This is a genomic window from Vibrio sp. Vb0349, assembly GCF_033338975.1.
The window spans coordinates 92,076-113,856 of record NZ_JAWOTS010000003.1 but is presented as its reverse complement, the minus strand read 5'-3'; the positions used below and the strand labels follow the sequence as shown (position 1 = coordinate 113,856).

The window sequence follows — 21,781 nt, the reverse complement described above, 5'->3', positions numbered from 1 at the left end:
CACATTGAATATGAAAAAATTGTGCTGATTGTACAGGATGTTGCAGATCGGGTCAGTAATCTAGTACCGCAAAATCAGAGCCGTCATTCAAAAATGTGGCGTTAGTAAAGTCATAGAAAAAGTGGTGTGCGCGTCCTAGGATAGTGTTTGTAATGGCGTTGCACATTGCACCAATCTACTTAGCAACCAACGTTGTAGCCATATAGTCTCATGACCTTATGTTTTCTGACCTGTGGCTAAACAGCCTAAAGCCGCAAGGACTCGCAAAAAGGGAATAAGCGCCTTAGGGCTGTTAGCCAGTGTATTTTTTAGATTATCCCTTAGAAGATAACGTCTGTGCCATAACCGTTAACTCCATCGACGTTCTGCAACAGCAGCTATGTCATATTCGGATTCATTTTCCAAAAATGTTAATCTGCCAAAGTCTTTGCACAACGTATCGATAAAGACACTACTTTCTAATACTGTCTCTAGTGGTACAGGAACCTTTTTATCATTTGGAATACCGTCCAAGGTCAATTTGTAGCGCCCAAAAGATTGCCGCTCTTCATCGCTTAGCGATAACTTAGGTTTATGCTCAAAAACTCGGCCATACAGCCAGCACTTGATATTGCCAAGTGAGAACTCGACAAGTGGTTCTCCGAAGTAAGTGCCATCTTTTCTATCATCTGCCTTAAGCATTGAATGAATCGTTAATACCAAAGCCACACTGTATGATTTACCAGCGACCTCTATTTCAGGGCATCCAAGCTCACACTCATGATCCGCGTCAGATAATTCATACCACTTATTTTTTCTAATCATTGCGGCATCAACGCTTTCTTCTCGTAAATAAGGATGGGAATGAGCAGTTCCGATGTATTGATACTCGTCTCCGAAAACTTTTGCGATATCCTTTTTAATCAAAAGAGATTGAGAATTGAATTCAACAGAAGAACGTTTTCGCTTTGCTGATGTCTCTACTGAAACATGATGTATCGTACATTTAAATGGATGTGTTTTGTTGACGTATCCCCAAAGGTGAGCGGCAGTTTCTACAGAGATGCCCCTACTGCCTTGATGCTTTACAGCATAAGCCTCTATGCCAGCCATGATTAGCTCAAATATCGCACTTTTGCTGACTGAAATTGTCGCGGTCATTTTTACTTTGTTCCTTTTATTGACGGTTATTTGCTTAACTGATGAATGCTAAGACACACCAGCGTTATTGAGTGAACTCTACATGTTCTTTAAGTTTGCTTTTGTAGCGCTCATAAAGCGAATCCCATACTTCTTCACTGACCATATTTAGCGGCACATATTCTTCAAAAATAACACCATTCTCATCGGGGTAGGCAAGTTCGGTATACGCATGACATGGGCCATTCGCATGAAGGTCTTCCCAACATTCGATGCATTCATCTTTAAACCGTTCTTTTGTGATTGGTTCAGGGATGTTATCCAACAGATGAATTAGGTTCTTAGAATCAAAGAAATTATGTTCTTCACTTTTAACATCAAACAAGTAACTAGAGAGCAAAGCGATGGCTTTTCCGTCCCATAATCTGTAGCGGTGATACTGTGCCGTGTAACGCTCCTCTACTCGTTCTAGCAGATGACGCTCACACAACGCACTTAAGTCATTATTCCTCAATGTTGGGACTTCTGGAATTGATTCAACGTCATAAAAGCGTTTATAACCAAATAAATGGCGTTGAGTCAGCTTTATCGCGATGGAATCTACCGAACCTTTAAGCGCAATATCGTTACATGGCAGTTTTTGGGAAGAATCTGCAATTTGTATCGCTAGCGTCTTAACGATGCCTGAAGCGGTTGATTTGACCTGTTCAATCAATTTTAAGTTTAAATAGCCTAGAACAGAGATTTTTACATCTCCCTTTCGTGAAGGAACATAATGTGGAGAGGAAAGAATATATGCTGTTGCCGTGTCTAATGATTGCAAAGCCGCGTGCTGATCTATGTCAACGTTTAGATAGTCGCAAAACACAGCCAGTTGCTCTTTGAAATCATTCAGTAGATCAAGCCTTGTGTACTCTAGTTCTTGCAAATCTTCTTTCGAAACTTCTTGGTAATTCGTACCTGACATATTCTTAAACCTTTAACGCATTGAGTAACATCAATATATACACTATTCAAATAGAAATCTGACGATTTTGACCGAAACTCAAGTCGTTAGAGAGAGTACAATCAAACCATTGGCCAATGCACTGCGCAAGCAGTGCTGCATAAAAACGGCTATCGCCGCATAGAACGAATGGCCGTTCTCTTTACATGCTTGATTACCTTACATTTAAAACCTGCATCTCAGTTCGTTCGTCATATTACTTAAACCCACAAAAGACTTGTCAGTGCTTTGATCTTGCAAAATTCCACCACACACATAAAATAACTGTATATATGTACAGTTATTTTATTATTGCTATGAAAGTTATACCCATTTTCGCCCATGCAGGCATAACGGGGTTTGAAAGCCCAGCTGAAGAGTACACTCAGTTAGATCTTGATCTCGACCAGCTTTTGATTGAACACCCGAGCGCAACTTTTTTGGGCTATGCCTGCGGTGATTCGATGCAAGGTCTAGGCATTTTTGATAAAGATCTGCTGATTGTTGATCGCTGCTTAGCAGTACAAGATCAGGACGTTATTGTCGCTAATCTGAATGGTGAGTTTGTTTGTAAACAGATCGATATGAAGCGCCGTTTACTGCTTTCTGCCAATCAGTGTTATCAAGCTGTGCCGATACATGAGTTTGATCAATTCTCAGTAGAAGGGGTTGTAAGCCGCTCAATTCGCTGTCACCGCCCTAGCCCATTATTGAGCAAAAGCTAATGTTTGCGCTGGTTGATGCTAACTCTTTCTACTGTAGTGCTGAACAAGTTTTCCGCCCTGACTGGCGCGGTAAGCCGATGGTTGTCTTGTCCAACAATGACGGTTGTATTGTCGCAGCGAATCGACAGGCTAAGGAAGCTGGAATCGAGAAATTCAAACCTTACTTTCAAGTTAAAGCACTTTGCGAACAGAAAGGGATAATCGCTCTGTCATCGAACTATGAGCTGTACGCGGATTTATCTGCCAAAATGATGCAGGTTATTGGCCGCTTTGCGCCCGAGCAACACATCTACAGTATTGATGAATCTTTCCTCTCTTTTGAGCGTTCTTATCCCGCCATTAAATGCTTTAGAGAGCAAGGCATGCTCTTACGACGAGCCGTCTGGCGTGAGTGCCGCCTTCCTATTTGTGTCGGATTCGGGCCAACTCTGACTCTTGCCAAAGTAGCCAATCATGCTGCGAAAAAAATAGAAGGGTATAATGGAGTGTGTGTCTTAGATAGCGAACGAGAGCGTAAGGCGATTTTGGGTCAGTTATCCGTTGGCGATGTGTGGGGAATCGGTCGAAAAATCACCCGTCATCTAGAATTGATGGGGATTAATACGGCGCTCAAGCTTGCTAATTATCCCCCTGCACTGATTAGAAAAGAGTTTAACGTCGAAGTGGAGCGTATAGTACGTGAACTCAATGGGCAAAAATGCAAGGGCTGGGATACGGCTAGAGCGGATAAAAAGCAAATATTCTCTACTCGCAGTGCAGGACAGAGAATTACTGACCTGGAGTCGTTGCAGCAAGCGTTGTGCAAGCATGTAAATATTGCTTCTTTTAAGGCTAGAAAGCAAAAATCCTTGTGTCGAGTAATGCTTTGTTTCGCTAACAGTTCTCCGTTTGACTCGCTTCCTGTGTCACGTAGAGCGATTCATCGTTTTGCGTATCCAACTGCTGATGTGACCCAGATAACTCAAGCCGCCTCTCGACTGGCTGAGCAGTTATTCCAGCAGGATGTCAGGTTTTATAAAATTGGTGTTGGGCTGATTGACTTAGTTGACGGGCAGCATGAGCAGCCTGATCTTTTTAATCTGACTCCGAATAATCCTAAGCTTATGAATGTGTATGACTCATTAAACAATCGATTTGGGAGTGAGACTGTATTTTTAGCGGCACAAGGAATATCGCAGAAGTGGTCAATGCGGCGTCAGATGTTAACGCCGCAATATACGACACGGTGGATCGATTTACCGAAGATCAGGTGCTAGCTATCCCACAATCTACAATTCTATATCAGGATACACCAGTCTATTGAGTTTCTTTTCAGCTTTACAATAAATCTGATCAGCAAATTTTTCCGAATTAAGAATCTTTGCGTCTGCGGCTATCGCTTCACCACGATATGCGTTCTTCAATTTCCACACGGTTTTACCGCGTTCAACTTTAACGAAAGTTGCATATGGTATGCCTTTGTAAGAATTCGCAACTTTTGTATAAACTGCAACCAATACTTGAACACCTACCTGATCCTTTTTAAATAGATAAGTCTGTTGCACTTCGTTGAGTATTTTATAGACACCTTCGCTAGTTAATTCTCTAGCACGTGAACTTTTTTGCACTGATTTGAGCGCTTCATCTAAACCTTTAATTTTTATTGAACTCATTGTGACGCCTCCATTGCAGGTGAAGACATCAACGCAGGATTTAACTTCTCAAACTGTTTACTCATTCGAGCAATCACAGCATCAGGCACACCATGAATATTTTGGCATTTCCCATTTATATCAATGACTTCGAATGATACATTCATCTCTCCCGCAAGTGATTTATAAAATGACATTTCCCAGTTTTTTACAAATGTGTTTGCAACCACGACGTCAAATCCTGCACGAAGTAAGCGCTTCGTTTCGAGTTGACACCATGCGTGAGCATTTTGATTAGTGCGGGGGCGTATTGATAATTATCGTTTTTATCGATAAAAAATTGATCAGCTTTAACTAAGATAGCATCGAGAGTTTTTGCGTATGTAGACTTTCCAGAGCCTGGTAATCCACGCACGAGAGTAAGTGTTTGCTTGGCCATTTTGGCGTTTCCTTTTATTAAAAAATAATTCCCTCCTCTCACCGATAAGGTGATGAATTCTTTGATATTGTTTAATTTATTTAACTCAATCTTTATACAAATTGAGATAGAGAGTGTTCAAGCTTATTAAAACGTATAAAAACCTTTTCGCCAATGATTTATTCCAATTTAAACAGTAGGTTATTGATTTATGATTCAATTTATATCTAATAGAAACAAAGAATCGGTTTTACCCCCGATAAGGGGTAAACGACAGGCTACCCCCGATAAGGGGTAAAGATGGTTTGTTGACTATGAATCAAACATCGATTGATGCACTGCGAAAGCAGTGCTGATTGTGAGCGGCTAACGCCGCAGGGTTCGAATGACTCGGTTTTGTGGTGCTGATCAACCCCATTACGTGTTTTAGGACAAAACCTTACGCTGTAGCTAATAACTCAGTATGCTATAAATTATCTAATCTCATTTTGAATGGAAAGACGAGTTGTGAGCAAAAAACGGTTATCTGAAAAAGAACTGATCGAGGGAATGACACCCCATACAGTGCATAGTGATGAATTAGCTGAGGTAACAGTGGATGAGTTGGGGCTTGAAATTTCTGAAAGTGATTACAAGGCCGCGTTGAAGCGAATTGAATCACTGTTTGATGCAGCCGAAGCTAGCACTCCTGAAGGTGACGAGCTTGAAAGGCTCGCTGCATTGGTTGAAGAGTATGAGGAAAAACACTTCCCCATTTAATAACTGAAACGCACTTTTGCCCCATTGTGTGCCAGCGTCAATTGAGCCTGTTCCCTGATGCTCTGTCATATGACTTAGTTTTGCTAATACGTTTAACGTGGCTACATAAGCGGCTACTTCGTTGAGTCACGATGATTATTCAGTGACTTTGGTAATTGTTGTTCAGTTGCCTTTAGGACAGCTATAATTTTCAGCTACTACTTAGTCGTTATTTGGTACTGGCTAACATCCAAGTAATGATTAATCTTATCAGCGACAGGAGTTCACAATGAAAGTTTATGGACAAAAAACGATAGAGGTCGTTGTTGATCGACATTGTGATATTTGTGGTGTTAGCGTGATGGTCGATTCTAATGGCGTTCAGTTAGAAGAGGTTGGTGAACTGACTGCCAACTGGGGGGTTGGGTCAAAAATGGACGGCATTACTCACCACCTTGATATGTGTGAAAGTTGTTTTCAAGTTGCGTTATCTGCTCTAAAGGAGCATCGTCGAAGCATTGTAATGTTCGATGATGAGCAAGACCTTCCAGATGAAAACTTTGGTGTAGATCGCTCTCATAGCACTAACTAGCAATACGGATTCCTCGGCAGTCGGACTGTTGCAATAACTTCCATCTGGCCAAATTGTGCAACAGCCTGCTGCACAAATCCGTCTGAATCAAAAATGCCCCATTATTTGCTAAAAAAATTTTCGATCGATAAATCCCGTCAGAATTTGCCCTATATTTCCTAATGTCGAACCAGAGCCGGGGTGTGCACATTCTGGACAAAAGCGAGAAAAACATGAACTCTTAAGAGTTTTGTCCAGAATGTATAGTCATTCAAAAGAGAACATTGATTAAAAAGGCTCTAATGACAAAGCAATCGTCAATAGCACTGGCAAAGTTACGATGCTTAAAAAGTTACCAAACAGAACCATTGAAGCGACCTTGGCAGGCTCAAGGCCAAACCTCTCAGCAAGCAGGTAATTCATGACTGCTGGAGGCAACATCGAAAAGAGTAACATCATCTGCAAATGCATGGTCGGCAGTGGAATAAGCATATAAATAATCCCAAAAGTAACCGCCCCTGTTGCCAACGACTGCAGAGTGCAAAGCAGACCGACTTTAAGACCGCTCAGGCGCATATTACACATCTGAGTCCCGAGGGATAAAAGCATAATTGGGACGGCTGTCTGCCCCAGAAGTGCTGTTGCATTATAAAGAGGCTCCCAGATACCAATGTCAGTCAAGTTTAGTATCAGAGCCACAATAGCCGCGATAAACATAGGCATACGTACCACTTGCTTAAGAGGATTCCCTTTGCTGACTAATGTCAGACCAAGACTGACATGCGTACAAACCGAAACGACGAGCAACAGTACTGCTGGTGCTATAGCAGCCTCGCCAAACGTGTAAGTAAAGAGAGGTATTGCTAAGTTACCACTATTGCGAAACATATGTGGCGGAGCCCAGACTTTATAAGGCAGTTTAAGCAACCAACATATTGGAACCATTAACAAGCCAGGGATAAATATCGCAATAAGCGAGGCACTAAGCAGCGGCACTTGGGTCATATCAAGTGGCATCGTTCCTACTGAAGAAAACACCAGAGCAGGCAAGAACATATCCATGTTAATACGGTTAATGGGCCGAAAATCCATTTGAATCCAACGACCAATGCCGTACCCCACAGCCACGAGGGAAAATAGCGGAAACAGTATTCCAATGACTAATTCAAACATCTTACTACCTGTTTTCCAGTGCTGTCTGTAAACGCTCTAAAGCGATGGCAAGACTAGTGTGATTGGTACCATAACAGACACGCAGGTGACCACAGCCCGCCTCACCAAATGCTTCTCCGGGTGCGACGCCTACTTTAGACTTCTCAATCATATCCAGAATAAATGGTTGGCTATTGTTGGCTAACCCATCAACCTTCAGGAAGGCATAAAAGGTTGCCGGCATTTCATACAAGGTTACGCCAGAGATATTACCTAATGCTTCACGCACCATATCTCTCGAATGACGAAAACGCTTCAGTGTCTGTTGTAAAAAGACTTCGCCCTGCTCAATTGCAGCAACGCCTGCGGCCTGAACAAAGGCAGGAGCACAGGAAACATTAAACTCAATCAGCTTGGTAATCGTTGGCCGGAGAGGCTTAGGCAGAGTAAGCCAGCCCAAACGCCATCCCGTCATACACCAGGTTTTGGAGAAACTATTACAAACAATAATACGATCATGGTCATCGATGAACTGACAAAAGGAAGGGGCAGATGTTCCCTCATAAACATGGCGGTTATACACTTCATCCGAGATTACCCATCCCCCGGTCTGTCGAGAAAACTCGGTTATCGCTTTAAGCTGTTGTTCGCTCGCCATCCATCCAGTCGGATTGGCTGGTGAATTGATAACTAATGCCCGGGCATCTTTCGTCACCGCAAAAAGCGCCTCCATATCCAGTTCGAATCGTCCTTCGACCTGAGTAAGAGGGAACTCTACGACTTCCGCACCAAGTAGACTTGGAATAGCGGTCAGTATCGGATAAGCAGGACTGATAACAACCACCTTATCCCCTGGCTTTAATACGGCCTGAGCGGCAAGCATCACCGCATTGGTACCAGACAAGGTCACTACGATATTCTCATCGGTAAACGGACGCTCAAACAGACGTGACTGGTAGTCAGCCAGCGCCTGGCGCAACTGCGGTATACCATTGTTTGGTGTATACAATGTCTGCCCCTGCTCCAGGCTTTCGAAAGCCGCCTGCTTAATAAAATCAGGTGTAACAATATCTGACTCTCCAAACCACAGGGGAATGACATCTTTTTGCGACATACCAAAGTTGGCAATAGCGCGGATAGAAGACTCTTTCAATTGTGACGCAACCGGACTGATGTCGCTAAGTATGGAAGACTGCATTGTTGTACCTCGGCTAAAAACTCGACTAATAAGCTCTAATCTTATCGGTCATAGCAGGAATTGCCTTGCTTTTCAGGTGTGACATAAGCCCATTTTTGCATTAGTCTTCCAATTACTACCTCATTAATGGCGGAATCTTTCCATGAAGAAGCTTGATAAAGTCGATGTTGCCGTATTGCAGCGTTTGCAGCAGGATGGACGCTTAACAAATGCAAAGCTTGCCCAAGAGCTGGCAATCAGTGAAACCCCCTGTTGGAGGAGGCTAAAGCGCTTGGAAGAAGAGCAATATATAGAGGGGTATCAGGCTAACCTGAATCGCCGCAAGCTAGGGTTTGGCGTTCTGGCATTTGTTCAGCTTACCTGTACAAAGCATGATACTGAAACAACTAGGATTTTCGAGTCTATTATCCAAAGCTCTGAGAACGTGCTTTCTTGCCACAATACAACCGGCGATTCGGATTTTATGCTCCAGGTTGTCGCTAAAGATCTTGATGATTACAGCGATTTTGTTGAAAGAGAGCTAAGGCAGCTACCCGGCGTGTCTGTGATTAGCTCAAATATTTCTCTACGAGAGCTGAAGTCATCCACAAGGCTACCGGTTTCTCTTTGACACAACCAACCTATGTCACAATTTCTTTACATTTGAATTAGTCTTTCATAATTACGTTGTTTTATGAAAGACTATTTACTTTTTGATTGATATCCAGGCAACCTTTGCAAGGTAATTTCTTCGCACAAAGATAGACTGTTAACAACTGATACCACTAAACAGCACTGCGGAGAAGCCTATGAAAGCCGTCGTTATAGAAAAATTTTCATCTATTCCAGAAATCAAAAATGTACCGGATCCAACACCCGCTTCCCATGGTGTGGTAATTAAAGTTGAAGCGACAGGCGTATGTCGCAGTGACTGGCACTGCTGGCAAGGTCATGATGAGGACGTTGTACTCCCGCACGTACCCGGTCATGAATTTGCCGGTGTTATCGAAGAAGTTGGTTCAGAGGTGAATAGGTTCAAGGTTGGCCAGCGAGTGACAGTGCCGTTTGTAAACGCATGTGGCTCCTGTCCTGAGTGTAATACCGGTAATCATCAGGTGTGTGGTAACCAGACCCAGCCCGGCTTTACGCATTGGGGATCATTTGCTGAATACACCACTGTTGATCACGCTGACGTAAATTTGGTCACCCTACCAGAGCATCTGGACTTTGTTACAGCAGCCAGCCTTGGCTGCCGGTTTGTAACTTCATTCAGAGCGGTAGTCGATCAAGGCAAAGTTTCTGCCGGACAATGGGTAGCAGTACATGGCTGTGGTGGTGTCGGCCTGTCAGCGATTATGATTGCGACTGCAATTGGTGCCAATGTAATCGCCATCGATATTGATGATACCAAGCTGGAAATGGCACGCTCGCTTGGGGCTGTAGCCACGGTAAATGGCAATAAAGTCGCTGATGTTGCAGAAGCTGTAATTGAGATCAGTAAAGGAGGTGCACATGTTTCTCTTGATGCTCTGGGGCACCCTATCACCTGTGTAAACTCAGTGAAGAGCTTGCGCAAATTAGGCAAGCATATACAAGTCGGGTTATTACTTGCTGAACAGGCCAACCCTGCTATGCCTATGGCTAAAGTTATCGCTGACGAACTGGAAATTATAGGTAGCCACGGCATGCAAGCACATCGTTACGATGCCATGTTAGCCATGATGATGTCCGGAAAATTAACACCAGAGAAATTGCTGGGCCGTACTATCAGCCTAGAACAATCGATTGAGGCTCTAACCACTATGGATTCGGCAACCACACCTGGCGTTACGGTTGTTACAGGTTTCTAAGGAGGGCGAAATGACACAAGATAAACAATCTCCGATTATCGGGTTTATTGGGGGGGGGGGTAATATGGCCGCCGCCATGATTAGTGGGCTGATTTCGAAAGGTTTTCTGGCGCAGGATATACAGGTGTCAGAACCATCCGCAGAAAGAGTGGCATGGTTATCAGACAAATATGGTGTATCTACGGTAAGTAAAACGCAGGATGTCGTTGATAAGTCCGATGTTGTTGTGCTGGCGGTCAAGCCTCAGGTTATAGAAGCTGTTGCAAAACAAATTGATATCAGAGCAGATAGAAGTCAGGTTTTTGTTTCCATCGCTGCAGGCACATCTATCAAAACACTCGAGAATATATTGGGCCATGAGTGTGCAATAGTGCGCTTGATGCCCAATATGCCAGCGCTGGTCGGCGCTGGGATGTCTGGTTTATATGCAAATGCCAACACCGATGAGCAACAAAAGAAGCTTGCAACCACGGTCGCTGAATCTTTTGGTGAGTGCTTAGAAGTACAGAATGAAAATGACATTAACCTAGTCACAGCGCTTTTTGGTAGCGGTCCGGCGTATTTCCTGCTTATGATGCAATGCATGATCTCAGCTGGTGAAGAGCTGGGGATAAGATCTGATGATGTAAAGCGCCTGGTTGGTCATACGGCCCTGGGGGCTGCAAAATTAGCATTACCACCTGATGATGAACCAGATACACTTTGCCAACGTATTGCGTCACCCGGGGGAACCACTGAAGCGGCGCTTACTACTCTGCATGAGAGAGAAGTTGAAAGTGCTGTAAAACAAGCGGTTAAAGCGGCATACCAGCGTGCTTTGGAATTAAGTGTTTAAGTAGGCAGAGGCAATATATGAGCTACTTAAATGCATAGTTATGCGAACTACTAATATGCTCCAGCTTTTAAAAATGCTCACTGATGTCCAATTCCTGTTACGGCGACCACCGTTATAAATGGTGGTCATTGTCGTTTTGGGATACTAAAACTTATCGATAGAGTAGAAATCGTCCTATCGTCCTAAATTGAAAATGTCCATTTATGAGTTACGATACAATCAGGCAGATCCCGCGACAAACATAGGTTTTGCCAGTGCATTAGCACTGGCTTTTACACTAAAAAAACTGACTCCAATATAGTTCAGTGAAACATACTTAATGCCATCCTAAGCGACTTGGTAGGTGTTACCCTTTATTTCCAACTTACCCAACTGAACTTGCTTAAACAGTATTGTTTCTGTTCTCTCCTTCATCGCTTTACTTGTGCTAGAGAAACCGAGTGCCTCAGTAATCGACTTAATAAGGTCATCGCTAGATATAGAGAAAGTATCCTTAACAGTCTCTATTGCGGCTTTTGCGATTTCACCATCATAGATAAAATCATACTTGCGCTCGTTTGCAGGTAGTTCAAATCGATTACGAATCGTAATTTCATCTTGGCTCTTAGCAATAATGAATTCACCGTCCAGTTCAACTTTACCACGCCGATTGAGTAAACCGATGCCGTCTAAAATCGCTCGATTTATCCGAGCACCACTTCGTGAGCTACCCACCGCAGACAAAAGACGAATAGTTAGATGTTTGATGTGGATTGGTGATTCTAGTTCTACAACTTTAAGAATATCCTCTGCAAGGGTTGTCGTGCTTATTTCTGATATCGTATCACCATACCCAAGATACAATTGCTCTGTAGGAAAAACTTGGTAAACGACCGCAGATGCCTGATGTTCAACTTCTACCCTTTCAATAACCGCTTTTGGTTTTGATTTTACCGTCACTTCAGCAATAGGCTCTGAATCATAGGCTTTATAATAAGCAATAGCAGCTTGGATAGCATCATTTAACCTTTCCATTTCTTTATGACGGTTACGGAACCAGTCTGTACTCCAAATGCGGTGAAAGCGCCAACCAAGTCCTTCAAGAACACTCTGACGAATACGATCTCTATCCCGAGCGCTCTTTGAACTATGGTATGTCGCGCCATCACACTCTACCGCAAGCATATAGCGACCAGGTTTATTTGGATCTCTCACCGCAATATCAATATAGAAACCTGCACAACCAACTTGTGGTTGAACTTGATAACCTAAAGAGTGAATTAAAGAAATCACATCCTCTTCAAAAGGTGAATCAGGTGCTTTGCCCGTTTCTTCTCTCTTAACGAGATCACCAGTTTCTGCATAATGTAAGAAGTTCTTCAGCGCTCGAACACCGAACGGCGATGCATTAGTCGTTGGCATCTCATCACCTTTAAAGTTACTGAATACCTCCATGGACATACGAGCACGTGAGATAAGAACGTTTAGCCGCCGTTCACCGCCTTCACTGTTTAGTGGACCGAAACTCATTGGCAAGCGACCTTCGTTCGTCTTACCGTAGCCGATACTAATAAAAATGGTGTCACGTTCGTCGCCCTGCACGTTTTCAAGGTTCTTAACAAAGAAATCTTCCCCTTCATCATGCTCTCCAAAGAAGTCCTCTAGATCTGGGTTTGCTTTTCTTAGTCGTTCAACTTCCAAAAGGATTGCATCCCGCTGAGCTGTACTGAATGCAACAACACCTAGTGTTTGATTTGCCGTTGTCTTAGCATGTTTAATTACCGCTTCTGCAACCTTTGTCGCCTCCCCTACGTTACTTCGTGAGCCACCACGATCATATGTAGTATTCGGTACATAGTTAAAACTCAAACCTCTAGCATGGGGGTTAATGCCAGATGAAGGGAAAATCATCAGCTTATTGTCATAAAACTCTTGGTTAGACACTGCTATTAATGACTCATGACGGCTACGGTAATGCCACTTAAGCATCTTTTCTGGTGCGCCTGACGCTAAGAACATGCCAAGAATACTTTCCATATCGGCAGTAAGGCTTTCTTCTGCTTCTTCATCATCTAAGACAAACTGTTTCCCGAAGAAACTTGTTGGCGGCATCTGCTTGGTATCACCAACCACGATAACCTGCTTACCACGCATAATAGCCCCAAGAGCATCAGCAACTTTAACCTGTGAGGCTTCATCAAAGATTACCAAATCGAAATCAATCACACCTGGCTCTAAATAAGTCGCTATCGACATTGGACTCATCATAAATACAGGCTTAATTTGCTGGATCACACGGCCTGATTTATTAAGCAGTCGTCTAATTGGCATGTGACGGCGCTTCTTATTAAACTCACGTCTTAATGTTTCAACTTCACCTCTTGCTGATGGGTTCGGCAAATTATCGTAGAGCTGCTTAACCAATGACTCTTGAGCAAAGTGGAACAGCCGCTCGTCTATGTGCCTGAACTGTTCAATCTTTTTTTCATGTTCAACTCGATCGAAATAACGGATTTCATCTCTCGAATCATACTGATGTTCAACAAGTGAACGATAAAACGTATATCTGAAGCAGTCACGGAAAAGTGTTGGCGCATTAGTCCAAGTAAATGCTTGCTGTTTCCATTTTGAGAGTCCTATTCGGTCTAACTCAGCACCTAAGCGGTTAAAGCGAGTTAGAGGGTAGAATTTTTGAATATCACTACTCAACGACTCAACATCATGAATAGATAAAGAGTCACAACGGTCACTAAAATCCGTAAGATCTAGCTGAAGGAATGAAGCTAATTCGTTCAGCACACCTTCACGCTTATTGATTAAATCCTTTACATGGTTAAGCTCAGTTGTAGTAAATCTCACTTCCTTTGAAGGGTCTAAGTACTGTGCAACACTCGCATCAAGTAAACCAGACTTAATTCCTACGTGGCACTGGTGAACCCATTGAAGCGGTTTTAAAAGCGCCATCCAATCAGTACTATCATTTTTATAATGACTACCGATCATCTCGATTGCTAGTTGCGCAGAATCGATAAAGCACTTTTGAGTGGAGCGATAGGACAGTACGGCATCAATTTTTTCAATCCATTCATTAGCACCACCAGTCAGTTCATACTTACACATACCAGCATAGGTACTTTTCGCTCTTCGATAGTCACCTGACAAGAACCGCCACCACTTATGACCAGTTGTCAGCAACGATCCACGGATAGGCGTCCAATCGTAATCTAAAGCATTATCGACAAAGAACTCTGATAACTCGGCCTTTTGCTCTTGTAGAGTTGCACCTTGAAGAGCAAACTCGAGTATCGCATCACCTTTAGACTCCCACGCGGAGGAATTCGCATCAACGCTTTCAAGTTCAGGTCTATCTGCAATGAGAGAAAGCCCCTCTAAAACCGAGATACAGTCTTTGTAATTAGAAATAGGTGAAACATAACCAGCACAAGTATGAAGACATATAACCTGTTTAATAATTTCTTGCTGTGTTTCTTCTAATTCAGAGACGAGCTTTTGAGCCACTTTATCATCAGACGGCGAATAATCTTTAAGAGTGGTTGATGAAAACAGATTAAGGCTTGGCACATCGTGCTCAATTAAATAGTCAACTGTCTCAGTTATCTTCGCTAAGGCTGATAAGTAATAACTCTTATCCCACACATTTAAATCAAAGTCGGTGCTTGGTAACTCGTCCATGTCGATTGAAGCGTCAGTAACAAGTCGCTCAAGCTGTGAGCTATAACCCAGAGCATCATGATAGCTCACTTCGGTATTGGCAATGCTTTGATTAACTGAAAGGCAGTAATTATCTAACTTATTGCGAAGAGATACCAAGCGGTCGATGTCATCACTTCTCTCTGGAGTGACAGGAGCGTGCTGCATCAGTGTACTTTCTAAGGAAGCAAGTACCGATTTCTTATTCGCTTTGTGGGAGTGTAATTCTAATACCGAATCACCAATATGGCAGTTATCTAGTCGGCGTTTAACAACATCAAGTGCTGCAATTTTTTCAGCAACAAACAGCACCTTTTTATTATCAGCTAAAGCCTGAGAGATGATGTTTGTTATAGTCTGTGATTTACCTGTACCAGGAGGACCTTGAATAACAAGGTTAGCCCCTGACTTTGTAGCCAATACGGCTTCTGTTTGGCTAGAGTCCGAATCTAAAACCAGTTGAACTTCTTCTACACGGTTAACGTCCATTGGTGTTGAATCAAGCAAAACTTCATCACGTTCAAAACCTTCGGTAAACAACTTTTTAATTAAGCTGTTTTCCGATGGTTTATTGCCTTCAGGCCACACTTCATCTGACAAGTCCTGATACATCTGAAACTTACCAAAAGAGAAGAAACTTAATACGATTTTATTGCTTTCTACAGACCAACGCTTTTCACCTGCAATGGCATTCGAAACTAAATTTAAGTAGCCTTGAAAATCATAACCCTCTTCCCCTTCTTCAAAATCAGGTAAAACAATACCGAACTCCATTTTAAGTTTGGCGGCAAGGGTGAGGTTTGTACCTAGTTCTGATTCGGTGTAGCGAATTTTGAATGCGTCACCTGCATCAGCTCGGAAAATCTCGACTGGGATAAGAACTAAGGGAGCATGTCTTGGCTTATCAGAATGATCATCTTCAAACCACTTAACGAAACCAAGGGCAAGATAAAGCAGATCAACACCCTGTTCTTGAACAAAGGTCGTAGCTTCCGCGCTCAGCTTCAAGAGGCGAGTATCAAGCGATTTTCTAAATAGCCGAGTTTGCAGAGCGTTATCAGTGTGCCTTTTATCACCATTTTTTTCTTCAAGATGAGCTGTCAAATCAGTTAAAGATATCGAATTGCTATCCTCATTATCTAGAGAATCGGGAGCTGGAAGAAATGACATTGTCTTTGAGTATTCAACCAAATGCTTAAAAACTTGTTCAGACTTTTCGTCAACAATGTCAAGAACTTTGGCTCCCTGACCGACATTGAGTAATGTGTTTCCTCTAAGCCCCATATCAAGGAGTTCTTGACGGCTTTTATCAAAGATATCTTTAAGATTCGAGTTCATGTTGCTGTTAAACCTTATATTCAATTAACCGCATTATATAGAAACTGACTAATAAATTCATTGAAAATCAAGGATCTTCGATGAACAAGGCATAGTCAGGGCGGAATCGCTCTGTGCTAACAGATATGAACCATTTACTTTTGACGCTATTTATATCTAATAAAAACAAACCATCGGTTTACCCCCGATAAGGGGTAAAGATGGTTTGTTGACTATGAATCAAACATCGATTGATGCACTGCGAAAGCAGTGCTGATTGTGAGCGGCTCGCGCCGCAGGAGTCGAATGACTAGGTTTTGTGGTGCTGATCAAAGTTCCCTCGAATTACGCAAAGCCCACTACATGGTCAAGTGCATGCAGGAGTTAGCGAAAGCGGAACCTGATATCGATGCGCTCCTACCTTGGAACTTTAAACACTAACAATATTGCCCCGTGGGTTCATGGGGCGCATACTATAAAACTTACTGAACATCGCTAATAATTCTATTTTTAAATAAGAGACAAATTATTAGATATGTCATTATAATTATCAATTAATGAGACAAAGTTCAATACATAGAACTTAACGATTAAAATGCTTATATTTTTTATTGATAAGTGAAAATGATTCATGCAGAAATAAAGGAATAATTACCCTCTTTTGCATTCATATTTGAATGTAGCTAGAGACTCGTCCAAGATTATCAAGTCCTTTTATATCTGACATAGAGGATAAACAGTTGAATAAACCGTACAATCCCATCGTTCCATCTCATAGACCATCAAACCCATCGCCTTTGGAGCTAGCGGTTCATCGTTATGAAGTGCTGGCTGCAAAACATTATAATATGCTCTCACAAAAGAATAATGCAGATGAAAAAGTTAAAATCCAGTTGGAGCAGGACAAGGCTCATCTCAAACGACTTAGGCATTCTCTTTCAGCTCAAGTATTATTACAAAGCTCATTGACCGAGTACCGAGAAGAATGTTCCAAAAAGTCTGTATCTGAACTGCGTCAAGAACCGCATCATCCTACAACCGTTCTAGCCAGAAATTTAACAGCGATTGGCGAGCCAAAACCAAGTCAAAAACACGATCCTCACCATATTATTATGGGGGCAGGTCGGTTTAGAAAAGCACGCATGATGTCTGCCAGGCTAAACATGCATATGCATGGCATTGGTATCAACGACCCAATTAATGGAGTTTGGCTACCAAGAACTAAAGATGATGAAGGACACTGGGCTACACCAGAGGCTCCTGCCCATAAAAAGATTCATCGATACAACTATGAGACATGGATCTCGGTTCAACTCGCTGGAGAAACTTTACCAGAGCAAGTGTTTCGCAATAGGCTAAGAAATATAAAAAACCAGCTAAAAAATAGCTCATACCCTGAAAATGTTGTCGCACCTAAAGATTTGAAATGGAAAGGTCAGTAATGAACGTATATCAATTGAAAGAGCTGCCTGAAGAATACAAAGAACTACAACTCGACCTCGATGATTTGTTCGATGCTTTAGGTGAAGAACATTTGATGACGATACATTTTCAACGTTCAAAAAACACAAGCTTGCTACCAATTTGGAAAACCTTAGCTTTAGATTTTGAAGATGTCCTGGGAAAAAACTCTAAAGAGCCAGATGTTTCCTTATGGGCAAGTACTTACCTTGTTTTGAACTCACGCGCCTACAGCGTACTGTCAGATGTGCTTAAAAATGAAGGTGAGTTTCTTCCTATCAGCATAGGATCAGAGTCAGGATACATTTTCAACTGCCTCTCCTTTGGTCAAGAGGATACAGCTGTATGCACAGTGAAGTACCTTGATGGGATTGAGGATGGCTTGGAAACACTCTACTTTGACGAAGATGATGTTCAAGGTCGACTTTTGTTTAAATCTAAAATGCAGGGCTGCCAAGCGCTTTACGCTACAGAAAAATTCAGAGATATCTGTGCTAAGTATCAGTTACATGGTCTGAGATTTGAAGATGATTTGTTGGCTGCTTTTTAATGTTCAACCACCATCGTATCATCGAAAACTAAGTGAATCTGAAACATTAAGCATGTACCGCTTCAAAACTGCTTAGAAGTTATAATATTGGGTCGCCTAAACTACCCGTTTAAACGTAGTCAAAACCACAGTAGGTGAGTTATAATTCTTGCCAAGAGCACACGAATCGAGTAAGAAGAGGCCTCACGGCCTCCATCCTCTCACACCACCGTACAAGCGTGGGTCGCATACCGCGGTTCCGAATATACCTTTAGTGACTCATACCCATCTCTCAATGAGTACAATCCCCTCTCCTCGAACCATTTGATTGGCATTGCGTGATTCACCTGGGGCGAGAGGGCTAAGTGCCACCACCCTTTATCTGACATCGCCAGCTTCCACGCATTTCGCTCTGTTACACCTTGTCGTTGTGTATCCGCCGTATCCGCCCCATGAACCCACGGGGCGATATTGTTAGTGTTTGAAGTTCCAAGGCAGGAGTGCATCGATATCTGGTTCTGCTTTCGCTAACTCCTGCATGCACTTGACTATGTAGTCGTAAAGGATAAGGCCGTTGGCTTTCGCTGTCTCGACGATACTGTAAAGCATCGCGCTCGCTTCCGCTCCATTGGGATTGGTCGAGAAGAGCCAGTTCTTTCTCCCAATCACCAGCGACTTAATGGCGCGTTCAGCACGGTTATTGTCTATCGATAAGTGACCGTCATCGATATAGCGAATGAGCTTCGGCCACTGACCGAGCGTGTATTTTATCGCTTTACCCAGCGGGCTAGACTCAAGCACTTTCTGAGTTGTCATCCATTCATAAAGCTCATCCAGTATCGGCTTAGCATGCTCTTGGCGCTCTGCTTTCCGTTTTTCGGCACTGGCACCTTTTAAGCGTGATTCTATCCCATAGAGTTTCTGGATTTTGGCCAGCGCTTTATCCGCTTTGCCTGACTTACCTTTGCCTTGAAGCTTTTTCGCCTCCATGAACTTGCGCCGAGCATGCGCAAAGCAACCGACATTGGTGACTCGATGAAGCCCATCATAAACACCATAGCCATCGGTTTGCAGATACCCATCATAGTCGCCCAAGAAGGCAACAGGGCACGACCTCGCGCGACTGTTTTGATAGTCATACAAGACGATATTTCTCACATTAGGGAGTGCGGCATCTGGCGAGTCCGCGCCCGAGCAGTAGAGCCACATGTAACACTGTTTATCTTCTTTGAGGACATTGAGCGGCGTTTCATCCGCCTGAATCACCACTTGCTCAAGTAGGTGCGCTTTCAAGGCCGCATAAAGCGGGGCGAACTTTTCACTGACTTGGATAACCCACCTTGCCATAGTGGTTCGTGAGAGTTCGATACCCGACTGAGTAAACAACGATTCTTGGCGGTAAAGTGGCATCGCGTATTGGTATTTGCCGAGAATGATATTGGCCAACAAGCTTTCTGTGGCGAAGCTCTTAGGGATAATGCTTCGCGGCGCTGGCTTTTGAACGACGTGGTTTTTGTCCTGAGTTTGCTCGCATTGGCGGCAAGCATATTTAGGACGAACATATTCCAACACTTTAAGTACCGCAGGTGTAAACTCCAGTTTCTCACTGCGGTCTTCACCGATTTTATGCAGGTTATGTTGGCAGCAAGCGCACTGCTTTTCATTGTCGTCTAAATCGAGTTCGATAACCTCACGAGGCAAGCTCTTTGGCAGTGGCTGACGTTTACCGCGTTTCTTCTTTGTGGTGGTCGTTGTGACAACGTCAACCTCTTCTTCCTTAGCGGCTTCACATTCCGCTTCGTTGAAGAGGTCACCTTGGGATTCATCGTAAGGCCTTAATGCCTCCGAGCGTTTAGCGAACTGGCGGTCGAAGGCAAGTTTAAGCTGTTCAAGCAGCGACTGGCGCTCTTGTTTCAATTGGATTTCTGACGCCAACAGTGCTTTCACCATCGCTTGTAGCTCGGCAACATCGAGAAACACTTAAATGGGATTGTTCAACAATATAATAGCGCAATCAAGGGCAAGAATGATGTAGACAAACTCTATGATTTGCTTGAGCAGTTCGAGAAGGCAGGATTTGATACAAAACTGATTGAAGAAACTCCAACGCAGAATCAAGATGTTGTTTATTTGGATAGAGCACACATTAACAATTGTTTCGATGATGTCGATAATCACCAAATCGCACCAATTTCTTTACTCATTCATACAGAACAGTTAGACAAGTTTACGCAATGTCTTGATGAACAAATCCATTTCAAATATGAGATCTTTCAAGTTAACGAATCATTGAAGAACTATCACTATCGCTTACATCCTCTTTCCTGATTGCTTGGATATGTAAAACATACTAACTCTGAAACTATCGAGCATTGTTAAAATCATCTATGGAATCTCACCGTATTCTTTTGTCGGGATAAGCGTTACATTTTTCAATGCCATAGCTTAAAAAGCGGGTGCCTCGCTCAATGACGAAAAGCAATAGAGGAATAAACTCTAACAATAGCAACGTTAGTCATTGCTCGCTATACAATGCCATGGAGTTTATTGCAATTTTTAACTCTTTAGGATAACTGAAATTTGTATGTCTATTGTTGATAATACCTTCTCGGGAGGTAACCTTATGAGCAAAAAACCAGACAGAATAACAGCAATGCAGCAGATAATTGATGCTGTTAAAGATGAGTTCCCCCTATACAATGAGGATACATTTAAATGTGGCACAGACAATAGTTGTATCGGTTGTCCTAAAAAGTTAATGGAGCTTGTCGATTCAGAATTATCATATTGGCAGCACCAATTGAATCGAGGAATTTCGCCTACATTTGACGAAATATATTCATTTGGAAAAATGTGTAAAAATGTAAGACGTGCTCTTGTCCGAAACAAACGAATATAGCGTTATTGTTTATCATTTCTGAGATATTTAATTTCAATTTTTTTAGGTATATATGAGTAACAAGCCTGTCTCTTCATATGGGTAGGCTGTTGCCATGCCTCACAAATTTCCTTGTCCGTAAGTTTTTCTCTGATAAAATGTCTACATTTCCCACACGTTTCCATTCGAATACCCCCATAAAATATATTTTAAATTATGATTCTCCAATATAAATTAATAAATAATATTAATTTTATTTTTTCCATGCCTTTCTATATCATTAATAAAATTATCCATCCTATCAAAACAGTATACTCTCAACTTACTTCTGTAAGGAAACAGAACAATACTTATGATCTTTCTTTTAGACTTATAAATTTCAACCCTTGATAAATCAGTCCATGTAAATTTAGTAATCTTATCTCTAACTCGATAAATTATTCCATTCTTGTCTATAACAAGCACTGTGTTTTTTAAAAAATAAATATTTATTATAGCGATAACAATTGTAATTAAAAATATAATTATAGTAAATATTTTAATTTGATAAATTAATTCTTCACTCATACCAATGTTAGCAAATTGTGAAGTTAAATAAATCGAAAAAGGCCAAAAAAATGTGATAAAAAATGGCTCTAATATTTTATGTAAAAGATATTTTCTTGAAACATGATAAACCATATATTTTCCTTTAAATTCAAACCC

The 21,781-nt window shown here is 42.2% G+C and carries 18 protein-coding genes and 3 pseudogenes; 11 read left to right on the top strand and 10 right to left on the bottom strand.

Annotated elements, in window-relative coordinates; genetic code table 11:
• Nucleotides 1-348: 348 nt before the first annotated feature.
• The gene (locus R7Q47_RS05535; protein WP_025789656.1) at nt 349-1,140 is read right to left on the bottom strand and encodes a hypothetical protein; all 792 of its coding nucleotides are present in this window, start codon (nt 1,138-1,140) and stop codon (nt 349-351) included.
• A 64-nt stretch (nt 1,141-1,204) separates the two neighbouring features.
• The gene (locus tag R7Q47_RS05530; RefSeq protein ID WP_065779136.1) at nt 1,205-2,086 is read right to left on the bottom strand and encodes a hypothetical protein; all 882 of its coding nucleotides are present in this window, start codon (nt 2,084-2,086) and stop codon (nt 1,205-1,207) included.
• 335 nt (nt 2,087-2,421) lie between these two features.
• Here R7Q47_RS05530 and R7Q47_RS05525 point away from each other — a divergent pair, with 335 nt between their 5' ends.
• Together R7Q47_RS05525 and R7Q47_RS05520 are read left to right on the top strand one after the other, a co-directional pair.
• Nucleotides 2,422-2,829: a LexA family protein gene (locus R7Q47_RS05525; protein ID WP_065779162.1), complete on the top strand. Its 408-nt coding sequence runs from the start codon at nt 2,422-2,424 to the stop codon at nt 2,827-2,829.
• Complete coding sequence (locus R7Q47_RS05520) at nt 2,829-4,085, top strand: Y-family DNA polymerase (protein WP_065779137.1); 1,257 nt, start codon at nt 2,829-2,831, stop codon at nt 4,083-4,085. Before R7Q47_RS05525 ends, R7Q47_RS05520 begins: the two co-directional genes overlap by 1 nt.
• A gap of 12 nt (nt 4,086-4,097) precedes the next feature.
• Here the strand turns inward: R7Q47_RS05520 and R7Q47_RS05515 are convergent, their stop codons facing one another.
• Both R7Q47_RS05515 and R7Q47_RS05510 read right to left on the bottom strand, forming a co-directional pair.
• Nucleotides 4,098-4,481 (bottom strand): hypothetical protein, encoded by a 384-nt coding sequence (locus R7Q47_RS05515; RefSeq protein WP_065779138.1) that lies wholly within the window; start codon nt 4,479-4,481, stop codon nt 4,098-4,100.
• Nucleotides 4,478-4,899: pseudogene (locus R7Q47_RS05510) on the bottom strand (ATP-binding protein). Before R7Q47_RS05510 ends, R7Q47_RS05515 begins: the two are co-directional and overlap by 4 nt.
• 486 nt (nt 4,900-5,385) lie before the next feature.
• Between R7Q47_RS05510 and R7Q47_RS05505 the strand changes: the two are divergent.
• Both R7Q47_RS05505 and R7Q47_RS05500 read left to right on the top strand, forming a co-directional pair.
• Nucleotides 5,386-5,637, top strand: a complete 252-nt coding sequence (locus R7Q47_RS05505) for a hypothetical protein (RefSeq protein ID WP_065779139.1) — start codon at nt 5,386-5,388, stop codon at nt 5,635-5,637.
• A 268-nt stretch (nt 5,638-5,905) separates the two neighbouring features.
• Nucleotides 5,906-6,208 carry a hypothetical protein gene (locus R7Q47_RS05500; protein ID WP_140064759.1) on the top strand — a complete coding sequence of 101 codons (303 nt, stop codon included), beginning with the start codon at nt 5,906-5,908 and terminating at the stop codon, nt 6,206-6,208.
• A gap of 267 nt (nt 6,209-6,475) precedes the next feature.
• Here the strand turns inward: R7Q47_RS05500 and R7Q47_RS05495 are convergent, their stop codons facing one another.
• The gene (locus R7Q47_RS05495) at nt 6,476-7,360 is read right to left on the bottom strand and encodes an AEC family transporter (protein WP_137282530.1); all 885 of its coding nucleotides are present in this window, start codon (nt 7,358-7,360) and stop codon (nt 6,476-6,478) included.
• A 4-nt stretch (nt 7,361-7,364) separates the two neighbouring features.
• Nucleotides 7,365-8,537: a pyridoxal phosphate-dependent aminotransferase gene (locus R7Q47_RS05490; protein WP_137282531.1), complete on the bottom strand. Its 1,173-nt coding sequence runs from the start codon at nt 8,535-8,537 to the stop codon at nt 7,365-7,367.
• 142 nt (nt 8,538-8,679) lie between these two features.
• Here R7Q47_RS05490 and R7Q47_RS05485 point away from each other — a divergent pair, with 142 nt between their 5' ends.
• The 3 genes from R7Q47_RS05485 to proC all read left to right on the top strand — a co-directional run bounded on the left by R7Q47_RS05485 (nt 8,680) and on the right by proC (nt 11,201).
• Nucleotides 8,680-9,147, top strand: coding sequence for an Lrp/AsnC family transcriptional regulator (locus tag R7Q47_RS05485; RefSeq protein WP_137282532.1), 468 nt, complete (start codon nt 8,680-8,682; stop codon nt 9,145-9,147).
• Between the two features lie 259 nt (nt 9,148-9,406).
• The gene (locus R7Q47_RS05480; protein WP_213867793.1) at nt 9,407-10,366 is read left to right on the top strand and encodes a zinc-dependent alcohol dehydrogenase family protein; all 960 of its coding nucleotides are present in this window, start codon (nt 9,407-9,409) and stop codon (nt 10,364-10,366) included.
• A gap of 10 nt (nt 10,367-10,376) precedes the next feature.
• The gene (proC, locus tag R7Q47_RS05475) at nt 10,377-11,201 is read left to right on the top strand and encodes a pyrroline-5-carboxylate reductase (RefSeq protein WP_318088676.1); all 825 of its coding nucleotides are present in this window, start codon (nt 10,377-10,379) and stop codon (nt 11,199-11,201) included.
• A gap of 327 nt (nt 11,202-11,528) precedes the next feature.
• On the opposite strand, the gene R7Q47_RS05470 is transcribed toward proC, so the two are convergent.
• A complete protein-coding gene (locus tag R7Q47_RS05470) occupies nt 11,529-16,229 on the bottom strand; it encodes a DUF3320 domain-containing protein (RefSeq protein ID WP_065779149.1) in 4,701 nt (1,566 codons plus the stop codon).
• A gap of 719 nt (nt 16,230-16,948) precedes the next feature.
• On the opposite strand from R7Q47_RS05470, the gene R7Q47_RS05465 reads away from it, so the two are divergent.
• Together R7Q47_RS05465 and R7Q47_RS05460 are read left to right on the top strand one after the other, a co-directional pair.
• Nucleotides 16,949-17,650, top strand: coding sequence for an AHH domain-containing protein (locus tag R7Q47_RS05465; protein WP_139103815.1), 702 nt, complete (start codon nt 16,949-16,951; stop codon nt 17,648-17,650).
• Complete coding sequence (locus R7Q47_RS05460; protein WP_065779150.1) at nt 17,650-18,219, top strand: hypothetical protein; 570 nt, start codon at nt 17,650-17,652, stop codon at nt 18,217-18,219. The genes R7Q47_RS05465 and R7Q47_RS05460 overlap by 1 nt, the downstream gene beginning before the upstream one ends.
• 200 nt (nt 18,220-18,419) lie before the next feature.
• Here R7Q47_RS05460 and R7Q47_RS05455 read toward each other — a convergent pair.
• Nucleotides 18,420-18,629, bottom strand: a pseudogene (locus R7Q47_RS05455) (hypothetical protein); the annotation flags it as partial.
• 43 nt (nt 18,630-18,672) lie between these two features.
• Complete coding sequence (gene tnpC, locus R7Q47_RS05450; RefSeq protein WP_065779164.1) at nt 18,673-20,148, bottom strand: IS66 family transposase; 1,476 nt, start codon at nt 20,146-20,148, stop codon at nt 18,673-18,675.
• Between the two features lie 12 nt (nt 20,149-20,160).
• Here tnpC and R7Q47_RS05445 point away from each other — a divergent pair.
• Nucleotides 20,161-20,526, top strand: a pseudogene (locus R7Q47_RS05445) (DUF2913 family protein); the annotation flags it as partial.
• Between the two features lie 295 nt (nt 20,527-20,821).
• Complete coding sequence (locus R7Q47_RS05440; RefSeq protein ID WP_000038913.1) at nt 20,822-21,097, top strand: hypothetical protein; 276 nt, start codon at nt 20,822-20,824, stop codon at nt 21,095-21,097.
• A gap of 213 nt (nt 21,098-21,310) precedes the next feature.
• Here the strand turns inward: R7Q47_RS05440 and R7Q47_RS05435 are convergent, their stop codons facing one another.
• Nucleotides 21,311-21,757 (bottom strand): hypothetical protein, encoded by a 447-nt coding sequence (locus tag R7Q47_RS05435; protein WP_065779151.1) that lies wholly within the window; start codon nt 21,755-21,757, stop codon nt 21,311-21,313.
• Nucleotides 21,758-21,781 lie beyond the last annotated feature (24 nt).

Bases quoted from the DNA above. Each gene is read 5' to 3' on its own strand.
- R7Q47_RS05530 (WP_065779136.1), bottom strand. From the start codon at position 2,086: ATGTCAGGTACGAATTACCAAGAAGTTTCGAAAGAAGATTTGCAAGAA.
- R7Q47_RS05460 (WP_065779150.1), top strand. From the start codon at position 17,650: ATGAACGTATATCAATTGAAAGAGCTGCCTGAAGAATACAAAGAACTA.
- R7Q47_RS05495 (WP_137282530.1), bottom strand. From the start codon at position 7,360: ATGTTTGAATTAGTCATTGGAATACTGTTTCCGCTATTTTCCCTCGTG.
- R7Q47_RS05520 (WP_065779137.1), top strand. From the start codon at position 2,829: ATGTTTGCGCTGGTTGATGCTAACTCTTTCTACTGTAGTGCTGAACAA.
- R7Q47_RS05440 (WP_000038913.1), top strand. From the start codon at position 20,822: ATGAGCAAAAAACCAGACAGAATAACAGCAATGCAGCAGATAATTGAT.
- R7Q47_RS05500 (WP_140064759.1), top strand. From the start codon at position 5,906: ATGAAAGTTTATGGACAAAAAACGATAGAGGTCGTTGTTGATCGACAT.
- tnpC (WP_065779164.1), bottom strand. From the start codon at position 20,148: ATGGTGAAAGCACTGTTGGCGTCAGAAATCCAATTGAAACAAGAGCGC.
- R7Q47_RS05435 (WP_065779151.1), bottom strand. From the start codon at position 21,757: ATGGTTTATCATGTTTCAAGAAAATATCTTTTACATAAAATATTAGAG.
- R7Q47_RS05470 (WP_065779149.1), bottom strand. From the start codon at position 16,229: ATGAACTCGAATCTTAAAGATATCTTTGATAAAAGCCGTCAAGAACTC.
- R7Q47_RS05485 (WP_137282532.1), top strand. From the start codon at position 8,680: ATGAAGAAGCTTGATAAAGTCGATGTTGCCGTATTGCAGCGTTTGCAG.
- R7Q47_RS05535 (WP_025789656.1), bottom strand. From the start codon at position 1,140: ATGACCGCGACAATTTCAGTCAGCAAAAGTGCGATATTTGAGCTAATC.
- R7Q47_RS05525 (WP_065779162.1), top strand. From the start codon at position 2,422: ATGAAAGTTATACCCATTTTCGCCCATGCAGGCATAACGGGGTTTGAA.
- R7Q47_RS05515 (WP_065779138.1), bottom strand. From the start codon at position 4,481: ATGAGTTCAATAAAAATTAAAGGTTTAGATGAAGCGCTCAAATCAGTG.
- R7Q47_RS05490 (WP_137282531.1), bottom strand. From the start codon at position 8,537: ATGCAGTCTTCCATACTTAGCGACATCAGTCCGGTTGCGTCACAATTG.
- proC (WP_318088676.1), top strand. From the start codon at position 10,377: ATGACACAAGATAAACAATCTCCGATTATCGGGTTTATTGGGGGGGGG.